Raw genomic sequence first — 11,598 nt, 5'->3', positions numbered from 1 at the left:
AACGCTTTATAGCGGAACCACGTTGCATTTCGCTGCGTTATGGCGCGTGAAATCCTGGCCCAAAGAGGCCTTTCGGACCGGGCGGCGGCGCATTCGGGACCGGCAGAGACGGAGACCGCACCAATGAAACGCTTTGACATCATTGACGGTATGCGGGGATATTTTCTCGTTTTCATGGTGCTGAACCACCTGATTTTCGCCGGCGGCTACCTGCTCGTAAAGATCAACCATAACCAGCTTGCCTTTGTCGAGGATGCGCAGGGCTTCGTCTTTCTGTCGGGCCTGATGATCGGCATGGTCTATGCCCGCAAGATGATGAAGAACGGCTATGCAGCCGGTCGTTCGGCAATCTACAGCCGCGCCTTCGAGCTCTACCGCTATGCCATGGGCATCGTCCTGGTTGTGCTAGCCGCCGCCATGTTCCTGCCGGGCGCCTACACGATCTGGTTCAACTGGCTGGGCTACACCAATTTCGACGACCCGTTGCGGCTGGCGGCAATCGCCACCTTCCTCTACCAGCCAACCTTCATGGACATCCTGCCGCAATATATCGTCTACATGCTGTTTGCGCCCATGCTGATCAAGCTGGTGCTGGAGGATAAGTGGCACTATGTGCTGGCGGGCTCGCTGGTGCTTTGGATGGCTGGACAGCTGGGCCTGCAGCAGATCGTCACCACGCCGGTCAACGACATGATCATGGGGGCCGACGATCAGGGCATTCGCGTGTCGTTCAACCTGCTCGGCTGGCAGATCGTATTCTATGCCGGCCTAGTGCTGGGCGCGCTCACCTCGTCAGGCAAGATCAACTGGAACAATATCCTGTCGCCCGACAATACCTTCATTCCGAAGATGGCGCTGCTGATGGTCGCCTTCTTCCTGCCCCTGCGCCTCATCACCGCGCATGAGCTGATGCCGCCGCATATGATCGGCAAGTTCGCTTCCATGGAAATTCGCGCCGATTTCGGCCCTGTCTACCTGTTGAACTTCGCAGCCGTCGGCATCCTCGTCGCCTGGCTGATCGTCGCTGGCCCTCAGCACAAGGCTGCGTGGGTGCGCGGCATTGCCAGCTTTATCCGCGGCATCTTCTCGCTGCGCTACCTGCAGCTGCTCGGTCGCCACTCCCTCTATGTCTATGTCTGGCATGTGGGGATCGTCTACTTCGTCTACTATTTCGACGGTCGTACGCCCGAACTCAGCGAGCTCACCAAGACGGCGATCGCACTCGTCTCGGTCGCACTGCTGTCGGCGCCTGCCATCTGGCGGGAACGCGACAAGTTCTTCGGCGTCGTCGAAACGGCTCCCGCTTCCCCGCAAGGGCCGCAGGCGAAGCCCGCAAGGCCTCAGCAGATGGTTGTTCGCTGAGACCGCTAAATCTTGCATAGGATGTGATATAGGGTGAGCGCGGGTCTACGATCCGCGCTCACCCTATATTGAAGAAGAACAGTCAGGATCAACATCCTGAAGCTGCCAAACCGTTTTCAGGTTCGCGAAAGCCCTTTCACGCCGCCTCCAACACCTTTCCATAAGGGTCGAACCGCTCGTAGAACGTGTCGCCCTTCGCGGCCATGTCGATGAGCAGCGGGGTCGGCTTGAAATGCTCGCCGTAGGTCGCGGCCAGCGTTTCGCACAGCGCCACGAAGGTCTTCACGCCCATGCCGTCGATATAGCTTAGCGTGCCGCCGGTGTAGGGCGCAAAGCCGAAGCCGAGGATAGAGCCGACATCCGCTTCGCGCGGGTCGGTCACGATGCCTTCTTCCACTGTGCGGGCGGCTTCGAGAGCGATGGTGACGAGGAAGCGTTGCTTCACCACGGCGACGTCGATCTCCGAGGCCGGTCTCTGCGGATAAAGCTCTTTCAGGCCGGGCCAGAGGGATTTTTTCGCGGGCTTGGCCGGGTAGTCGTAGAAACCCTTGCCGTTCTTGCGGCCACGGCGGTCCAGCTCGTTCACCAGTTTGTCGATGAGCTTCATATGCTCCGGCTTGACGGAAGCCTCGCCCAGATCGGCAATCGACGCCTTCATGATCTTCTGGGAAAGATCGACGGCGACCTCGTCGTTCAGCGACAGCGGGCCGACCGGCATGCCGGCCATTTTCGCGGCGTTTTCGATCATAGCCGGCGGCACGCCTTCGATCAGCATGTCGTAGGCTTCGTTGATATAGCGGAAGACGCAGCGGTTGACGAAGAAGCCGCGCGTATCGTTGACGACAATCGGCGTCTTCTTGATCTTGCCCACGAAATCGAGCGCCATGGCGAGGGCGCGGTCGCCCGTCTGCTCGCCCATGATAACTTCGGTCAGCATCATCTTTTCGACTGGCGAGAAGAAGTGCACGCCGATGAACTGCTCCGGACGCTTTGAGTTTTCCGCCAGGCCGGAAATCGGCAGGGTAGAGGTGTTGGAGGCGAAAATGGCGGTGGGCGAAATGACGGCTTCGACCTGCTCGATCACGGCCTTCTTCACCGCACGGTCCTCGAACACGGCTTCGATAACGAGATCGGCATCGGAGAGGGTCGAATAATCCGGTGTAGCGGTGACGAGGGAGAGCAGCGTCTCGCCTTCTTCCTTTGTCAGCCGGCCCTTGGCGACGCTTTCGCCCACCAGCTTTTCGGAGACGGCCTTACCCTTGTCCGCGGCGTCCTGGTCCCGGTCGATGAGGACGACCGGGATGCCGGCGGCGGCCGTGACATAGGCAATCGACGCGCCCATGAAGCCGGCGCCGACAACGCCCACTTTTTTGATCTGTGTCTTTTCCACGCCAGCCGGACGGCGGGCGCCTTTGCCCAGCTCCTGCATGGAGATGAACAGCGAGCGGATCATGGAGAAGGCTTCGGTCGTCTGCAGCACTTGCGTGAAGTAGCGCTGCTCGACCTTCAGCGCCGTGTCGAAGGGAAGCTGCAGGCCTTCATAGACGCATTTGAGAATGGCAAGCGCGCCCGGATAATTGCCGGCTGTTTCGCGGCGCAGGATGGCCGGAGCTGCCGGGAAAAGCTGGGCAGCGGCCGGCGTCCACACACCGCCGCCGGGCACCTTGAAGCCTTTTTCATCCCAAGGCGCGACAGGCTTCAGCCCGTCCTTGATCATCTGCTTTGCCGCATTGACGAGTTCGCCCGGCTCGACCACCTGATGCACGAGGCCCATGGCCTTGGCCCGCTGAGCGGTGAGGTTCTGGCCCGTGGTCATCATCTGCAAGGCATCCTGCGCATTGGCAAGGCGCGACACGCGCTGGGTGCCGCCGGCGCCTGGGAAGATGCCGACTTTCACTTCTGGCAGCGCGAGCTTCACCGACTTCGAGTTGGCAGCGACGCGACCGTGGCAGGCGAGCGACAGCTCGAAAGCGCCGCCCATGCAGGTGCCGTTGATGGCCGACACCCAGGGCTTGCCATTGGTCTCGATCTTGCGGAACAGCCACGTCATGCGGCCGGCTACGTCGAACAGCTTCTGCGCAGCCGCAGCGGGATCCTTGGCGCGTTCATCGGCCAGCATGGTGAACATGCCGCGGATCATGGTAAGATCGGCGCCGCCGGAGAAGGAGGATTTGCCGGAGGTGAAGACGACCCCCTTGACCGCGGCGTCGGCGACCGTCTGGCTCAGGATGGCTTCCAGCTCGTCCATCACGTCAACCGTGAAGACGTTCATCGACTTGTCCGGCATGTCCCAGGTAACGAGCGCAATGCCGTCTGCATCGGTCTCGACGGTGAAATTCTTGTAGGTGCTCATGATGGGATTCCTCTTCCCTTGAAATCTTGTGCGGCACAGACGCCAGTGTTTCCCCTCAATTACGATTTCTAACACTTAGCTGAAGCTAAGATGTTGAAATCGCTATCTCTCCCACAAGGGGAGAGATACAGGTGCGGCACCCTCGGCGCCCTCCCTCTCCCCTTGTGGGAGAGGTTACAAAATCATGATCTTAGCTTCAGCTAAGTCATAGATTTTGTTGGTGAGGGGGGATAGCCCCCTCAAACCCGTTCGATGACCGTCGCCGTGCCCATGCCGGCGCCGATGCAGAGCGTGACCAGCGCGGTGTTCAGGTCTCGCCGTTCCAGCTCGTCCAGCACGGTGCCCAGGATCATCGCGCCGGTGGCGCCCAGCGGGTGGCCCATGGCAATCGCGCCGCCGTTGACGTTGATCTTGTCGTGGCTGATGTCGAAGGCCTGGCAATAGCGGAGAACCACGGCGGCGAAGGCTTCGTTGAGCTCGAACAGATCGATATCGGCGATCGACATTCCGGAGCGCTTCAGCAGCTTTTCGGTGACGTCAACCGGACCGGTCAGCATCAGCGCCGGGTCGGAGCCGATATTGGCGAAAGCGCGGATGCGGGCGCGCGGCTTGAGGTTCATGCTCTCACCGCCGGCCCTGGAGCCGATCAGCACCGCGGCAGCACCGTCCACGATTCCGGAGGAATTGCCGGCATGGTGCACGTAGTTGATGCGTTCCACTTCCGGATGGGCCTGGATGCCGACGGCTTCGAAGCCGCCCATTTCGCCCGGCATCTGGAAGGAGGGGTTGAGCGATGCCAGCGCCTGCATGTCCGTCGTCGGGCGCATATGCTCGTCCCGGTCGAGAATGGTGAGGCCGTTCTGATCCTTCACCGGGATGACGGAATTCTTGAAGTAACCGTTTTCCCAGGCATGGCCGGCGCGCTTCTGGCTTTCCACCGCATAGGCATCGACGTCGTCGCGAGAGAAGCCGTATTTGGTGGCGATCAGGTCTGCGGACACACCCTGGGGCATGAAATAGGCGGGGAAATTGACTGAAGGGTCCATGTACCAGGAGCCGCCCGACATGCCCATGCCGACGCGCGACATGCTTTCCACGCCGCCGGCGATGACGATGTCATCGGAGCCGGCCATGACTTTGCCGGCCGCGAAATTGATGGCGTCAAGCCCCGAGGCGCAGAAGCGCGAGATCTGCATGCCCGGGGCCTTGTTGGAATAGCCTGCCTCGAAGGCGGCGGCCTTGGGAATGACGGCGCCGGCATCCATGACCGGATCGACGCAGCCCATGATGATGTCGTCCACGGTCGCGGTATCGAGGCCATTGCGGTCGCGGATCGCTTCCAGCGTCTTGGCGGCCAGGCGTACTGAGGGGATCTCGTGGAGAGATCCATCTTTTTTGCCGCGACCGCGCGGCGTGCGCACGTGGTCGTAAATGAAGACTTCGGTCATGATGTCATCTCTCCCTGGTGGCAACTTTCCTTGCCTCAATCTCAATGCGGGAGAGAAGATCCCTCCCCACCTGCCTGGGTTGAGCCACGTGTCTCAACCCGTCCTTATGACCCCCACAAGGGGGAGGGCTTAACCCGGCCGCGCCGCCGACGCCGAAAAGGCAGGGCGGTTGCCGCTTGTCTTCTCCCCCCTTGTGGGGGAGATGGCCGGCAGGCCAGAGGGGGTATGATCTCCCCTTAAAACGCCTCTGCCGAAAGCTCCATCAGGCTGTCGGCACCGGCCTCGATGCGCACCTTGCGTGTCGCGGTTTCCGGCATGATCCGCTCCATGAAGAACTTTGCGGTTACGAGCTTGGCCTTCAGATAATCCTCGCGGGCGTCGCCGGCGGCAAGTCTTTCCTGTGCGGCCTTGGCCATTTTCGCCCACATATAGCCAAGCGTCACCAGTCCGAAGAGGTGCATGTAATCGGTCGAGCCCGCGCCGGCATTGTCGGGCTTGGCCATGGCGTTCTGCATGAACCACATGGTGGCCGCCTGCAGATCGTTCAAGCCCTTTTTCAGCCCCTTGGTGTAGAAGCTCATCGCCTCGTCGGCGCGGTTTTCCTCGCAGAAATCGCCGATTTCCTTGAACATCGCCATGACGGCGCGACCGCCGTTCAACGCCAGCTTGCGGCCGACCAGATCGAGCGCCTGGATGCCGTTGGCGCCTTCGTAGATCATGGTGATGCGGGCATCGCGCACATATTGGCTCATGCCCCATTCCTCGATATAGCCATGACCGCCGAACACCTGCTGCGCCATGACGGCGTGATCGAAGCCCTTGTCGGTCAGCACGCCCTTGAGAATGGGTGTGGCGAGGCTCAGCAGGTCGTCCGCGTTCTGGCGCTCCGCCGCGTCGGGCGAGCGGTGGGCGATATCGGACTTCAGCGCCGTCCAGAGAAGGAAGGCGCGTCCGGCCTCGTTGAAGGCGCGGATGGTCATCAACGAGCGACGGATATCGGGGTGGACGATGATCGGGTCCGCCTGCCTGTCAGGCGCCTTCGGCCCGGAGAGCGAGCGACCCTGGATGCGGTCGCGGGCATAGGTGACCGCGTTCTGGTAAGCGATTTCGGAGATCGACAGGCCCTGCAAGCCGACGCCCAGGCGCGCCTCGTTCATCATCACGAACATGGCAGAGAGGCCTTTGTTTTCCGCGCCGATGAGATAGCCGGTCGCCTCGTCATAATTCATGACGCAGGTGGAATTGCCGTGAATACCCATTTTTTCTTCGATCGCGCCGCAGGAAACTCCGTTGCGGGCACCAAGCGAGCCGTCCTGGTTGACCAAGAATTTTGGCACGATGAAGAGGGAGATGCCCTTGGTGCCTTCCGGCGCGCCCTCGATACGGGCGAGAACGAGATGCACGATATTATCCGTCATCGAATGTTCGCCGGCCGAGATGAAGATCTTCTGGCCGGAAATCCGGTAGGCGCCGTCGCCGGTGGGCACTGCCTTGGTGCGCAGCAGGCCGAGATCAGTTCCGCAATGGGGCTCGGTAAGGTTCATGGTGCCGGACCATGTGCCCTCCACCATTTTCGGCAGATAGGTCTGCTTCTGCTCGTCCGAACCATGCACGAGGATGGCGGCGATGGCGCCCTGGGTGAGGCCAGGATACATCATCAGCGACATGTTGGCGGACGACATATATTCGCCGACGGCAGCGTGCAGCGTATAAGGCAGGCCCTGGCCGCCGAACTCCTCCGGCACGGCAAGGCCGATCCAGCCGGCCTGACAGTATTGGTCGTAGGCTGGCTTGAAACCCTGCGGCACGGAGACGGTGCCGTCGTCATGGCGGGTGCAGCCTTCATGGTCGCCCGAAAGATTCAGCGGGAAGAGCGCTTCTTCCGCAACCTTGGCCGCTTCACCAAGAATGGCTTCGACCGTATCGGGGGTAGCGTCAGCAAAGCCGGGCAGATTGCCATAGCGCTCCAACCCCAGAACATCGTTCAGGACAAACAGCGTATCGTTTACCGGCGCCTTGTAAACAGGCATGAATCGCCTCCTCAATAATCCTTGCCGCGAGCCCTACCACCCGCTCTTTGGCGTCATTATTATTTGACGTGCGCGTAAACGTCAATCACCGGCGACTGGCTCGAATCGGAATTTAAAGGACTGTCGAGCCCGCTTTGATCGAGCGAACGCCGAAGATGCAGCGGCACGACCGCGGCGAGCCGAACCGGAGTGGGTTCGTTCCCGCCATGTTACACTGCGAAGATCTGCCGCGTTGGCTGCAAATCCGGATACCACGGCAATCTACGACACCTCCTATTGGATTAGAAAAGGTTAAAAAATACGCCGGGGTTAACTGCTTATTTACCACGTTCGGGAAAATAGTGGGACGTTGGAGCGGTGCGTCGAGTTGGTGTGTCGTCGGCAAATTCGCTCCATCCTCCGCATCAGAACGGCCTGCCGGCAAGCCGCTACTTCCTGCCGTTACAACGTCGAAACGAGCAAGACCCATGAACGGATCACGAGCCACATCGAAGCCCCAAGGCGGCACCTCATCCATCGACGCGCTGAGCCGCACGATCGAAGGGCTGGAAGCTCGCATCGAAGGGTTGATGGGCGCGCCCGGGCGCGAGACCAAGCCGCAGGGCGACGAGACCCTCGACCGGCGCGACGGATGGCTTGCTGCCAGGACGCAGGCACAGGCCAAGCCGGTCAACCGCGCCGCTTCGACCACGCTCGGCAATCCGCTGGCAGCGATCCGCGAACGGCAGCGCATGCTCGACACCGGGCGAACGGAACGCGAAACTCGCGCCGATGTGCCGCAGCCACGGGTGTCCGAGGCACGCTACGAGCCGACTGCTTCCCATCCGGTCGGTTCTCAGCCCAACGATGTCCGCCGCCCGGATCCCCGCCGCGAGCCGCCGCGCCCCGTTTCCCAGCCGCAAGCCCCTTACGCTACAGTGTCGCGTCCTGCACGCCCCGCACCCCGCGCGCCCATTCCGACCAGCGCTCCCGCTTCGGATGCCAGCATGCGCGAGATTGCCGACGCGTTGGTCAATCTTCGCCAGCAGCTGAAGCAGGACATTTCCGAGGGCGTGGCGCGGGAGATGAGTTCGCTTCGTGCCGAAATCCGCTCGATCAAATCCATTGCGGAAGAACAGCATCTGGCCGACGACCTGCGCGGCGACCTTTCGCGCCTGGCTGACAGCATCAACCAACTCGGCCAAAGGTCGGCTCCCGAAGCGCTGGAACTGCGCCAGGAGTTCGAAGAGTTGCGGGAGGCCATGGGTGGCCTTGCGCGGGAGGACTCCATCCGCCGGATGGAGGATCACTGGCGGGACGTCGAAGGGCGCATCCAGGAGGGCGATTCCGTCGCTTTACGCGACGAACTTGTTTCGCTTGCCTATCGGATCGAGGACATCAAAGGCCAGCTCGGCGCTATGGCGGACAACCCTGTCATCCACGCGCTCGAGCAAAAGCTCATCACGGTTGCGAGCGCCATGGAGCAGCTCGGCTCGCGCATGCAGCCGAACGACCAGACGGCTGCGGAACAGTTTGCCCTGCTCGACGAACGCCTCGACGAGATCAGCCGCGCCATTGCCGCCGGCAGCCGCGCCACGGCGGCCGCCACGATAGACCAGTCCATGATGCAGCGGCTGGAAGGCCGCATCGGCTCCATCGCCGAGCAGATCGACCACATCAGCCATGCGGCCGCCGCACCGTCGCAGACGGATATGCTGTCGCAGCGGATCGAAGCCTTGGCCGGCCGCATGGAGGAACTAGCCGAAGAACAGGCGGCGATGCGGCTCGAAGAGCGGCTCGACCAGCTTTCCGCGCTTCTGCAACAGACCCAGCGGCATTCGCAGCCCGATCTCGGCGGCTACCTAGCGGATATCTCCCACAAGATCGACGGCCTTCAGCAGGGTTCGGTCAGCGATGTTCTGGCGGAACGGCTGGACTATCTGGCCACACGCATCGACGAACTGGAATTCCAGCCACGGCAACAGCAGGCGACAGACGACGCCACGTTCGGCCGCATCGAGGACCGGCTGAGCGACATCGCGGCACGGCTGGACGAAGCAGCCGCCGCTCCGCGCAGCGATGACGAGGCTCTACGAAGCCTTGAAGACCAGATCGCCCATCTCTCCAGCCTGATCAGCTATCCAGCGCAGGCGACGATCGGCATGTCTCCCGAACTGGACACCCGCCTGGTCGCCATCGAAAACTATATGGCGACCAGCGACGAATACATCATCGAAGCGGCCCGCCAGGCAGCCGAGGCGGTGGTAGAGGCCTATTCCCACAATATCGGCAATGGCGCTTCAATCGCCCCGGCCGAGATGGCGGCTCTTGCCGGCCTTGCCGACGACCTGCGCCACCTGGAAGATCTGACCCGCAGTTCGGAAGAGCGCACGCACCATACGTTCGAAGCGCTGCACACGACGCTCGTGCAGATCGCCGACCGGCTGGACAGCATGGACCACCGGTTCGGCGCAGCGCCTGCGCCGGCCATGCCAGCTGCCGCACCGCTTTTCGTGAACGAGGGCTCCGATTCCCTGCGGCAGGAGATTTCGGAACCGGAGACTTCCACCCGCGCAAAGCTGCAGAGCTCCGCCGCCTACGCGGTCAATGACGAGACCCTTGCATTTGCTGAATCGGACATGGTGGCAGCGCCCGCCAAGGAAGAGACAAAGGCGCCCAAGACCAGCCTGCTGCAGGAGCTTTCGCGCCGCTTCCGCCCTGGAGCCAGGGACCAAGCCGCGCAGAACGCCAGCCGCGTCCTGGTCGATCCGGCGCCCTCGCTCGATCCTTCCGAAGCGTTGCCGCTCGGCCGCGAAAACGATCTGCTGGAGCCGGGCACCGGCGCACCGGATGTGAAGAAGATCCTCGAGCGTGTCCGGGCCAGCCAGGCTTCCGGCGAATTCGGCCCCGACCGCACAAACGCCGGAGACCGTGCCGACTACATCGCCGCCGCCCGCCGCGCCGCCAAGGCCGCCGCACAGGAAACCGATCCGTCGCAGACGGCTGCGCTGAAGGGCGCGCGCAAGGCTGCCCAAACTTCCCTGGGCAAGACTTCCACGGAAACGGTATCCGGCGGCAGGAGCCTCGGCGCCACGTTTTCGCAGCATCGTCGCCCGATCCTGATGGCCGTCGGTGCCGTTCTTCTTGCGCTGATGGCCGTGCCGCTGGTGAAGACGTTCAACGCGCCCGCTAACCTCGCTCCTCCGGATGCAGTCGTGGCACCGGCCCAGCCGCAAGCATCGGCCGAGCCCCGAACGCCTGCTTCCATGGACGAAGCGCCTGCTGCTCCTGCCGTCTCCTCTGAAACCGGGCAGGCACCTGCGCCGGAAGCGACCGGAGAAAACGGCGTTACCAACCAGCACCTGACGGACCCGCAGCCGGCGGACGGCCAGGCCGCCGCCATGGCTCCGGCCGGCTCTATGCAGCCAGCGCCGGACAGCTTTGCCGCGCCGAAGGCGGAAGCCCGTGCGCCGATCGTCGTGCCTGCCGGCATCGCCCCAAAATCGCTCTCCGATGCCGCTGCAAGCGGCGACGCCAACGCCCTGTACCAGATCGGCATTCGCTATACCGAAGGGCGCGGCGTTCAAACCGACCTTGCGGAAGCCGCCAAATGGTACAAGCTGGCCGCCGACGAAGGCCTGCCGCCGGCGCAATACCGCTATGCCAACCTTCTTGAAAAAGGCACGGGCATCCCGCGCGACATCAACAAAGCTGCGGACTACTACCGCAAGGCGGCAGAGGCCGGCAATGCCAGCGCCATGCACAACCTCGCCGTGCTCTATGCTTCGGGCGCCACGGGCCAGCCGGACTATCCCTTGGCCGTCCAGTGGTTCAGCCGTGCGGCCGATCTCGGCGTTGCGGACAGCCAGTTCAACCTTGCCATTCTTTATGCGCGAGGCAACGGGGTGAAGCAGGATTTGGAAGAGTCCTACAAATGGTTTGCCGTTGCCGCCGAGAACGGGGACAAGGACGCCGCGCAGAAGCGTGAGGAAGTGGCCAAGGCTATGCGCAAGGAGCAGTTGGACAGCGCCCGCACCAAGGTAAGCCAGTGGCAGGTGAAGACGCTGGATCCAAAGGCCAATGCCGTGAACATACCGGACGAATGGGCAGCGTCCGGCAAGCCGCTGACGACCGCTTCCATCGACATGGAAAAGGCGATCCGCAACGTACAGGCCATTCTCAACAAGAACGGTTTCGATGTCGGGACTGCGGATGGGAAATTGGGCCAGAAGACAGTTGCCGCCATCAAGGCCTTCCAGACGTCCGTGGGCCAGGAGCCGAACGGCAAGATCAACGACGCGCTGGTGAAGGCGCTGCTTGCCCGGAATACCTGACAAGAGTGTTACGCTAAGACGACTGATCCGATCGGGTTAGGTAGGGTGCGGACATTCCGCCACTCGCTCCCGGAAACGGCAGCGACGGACGG

At 62.3% G+C, this 11,598-nt stretch carries 5 protein-coding genes; 2 read left to right on the top strand and 3 right to left on the bottom strand.

Going from position 1 to position 11,598, the window contains the following annotated elements:
* Positions 1-123: 123 nt before the first annotated feature.
* Positions 124-1,362, top strand: coding sequence for an OpgC family protein (locus EPK99_RS14810; protein WP_128443848.1), 1,239 nt, complete (start codon positions 124-126; stop codon positions 1,360-1,362).
* Between the two features lie 136 nt (positions 1,363-1,498).
* Here the strand turns inward: EPK99_RS14810 and EPK99_RS14805 are convergent, their stop codons facing one another.
* From EPK99_RS14805 to EPK99_RS14795, 3 genes are all read right to left on the bottom strand, one after another.
* Positions 1,499-3,715: a 3-hydroxyacyl-CoA dehydrogenase NAD-binding domain-containing protein gene (locus EPK99_RS14805; RefSeq protein ID WP_128443847.1), complete on the bottom strand. Its 2,217-nt coding sequence runs from the start codon at positions 3,713-3,715 to the stop codon at positions 1,499-1,501.
* A gap of 239 nt (positions 3,716-3,954) precedes the next feature.
* Positions 3,955-5,163, bottom strand: coding sequence for an acetyl-CoA C-acetyltransferase (locus tag EPK99_RS14800; RefSeq protein WP_128443846.1), 1,209 nt, complete (start codon positions 5,161-5,163; stop codon positions 3,955-3,957).
* Between the two features lie 236 nt (positions 5,164-5,399).
* Entirely contained in the window at positions 5,400-7,193 is a 1,794-nt protein-coding gene (locus tag EPK99_RS14795; RefSeq protein WP_128443845.1) for an acyl-CoA dehydrogenase C-terminal domain-containing protein, read from the bottom strand.
* A gap of 467 nt (positions 7,194-7,660) precedes the next feature.
* Here EPK99_RS14795 and EPK99_RS14790 point away from each other — a divergent pair, with 467 nt between their 5' ends.
* On the top strand, positions 7,661-11,506 hold the full coding sequence (locus EPK99_RS14790) for a peptidoglycan-binding protein (protein ID WP_128443844.1): 3,846 nt from the start codon (positions 7,661-7,663) through the stop codon (positions 11,504-11,506).
* Positions 11,507-11,598: the final 92 nt, after the last annotated feature.

Source organism: Neorhizobium lilium (assembly GCF_004053875.1).
Taxonomy (GTDB): domain Bacteria; phylum Pseudomonadota; class Alphaproteobacteria; order Rhizobiales; family Rhizobiaceae; genus Neorhizobium; species Neorhizobium lilii.
Note: the sequence above shows the minus strand (reverse complement) of the source record. Positions and strands in the feature narration are given on the sequence as shown.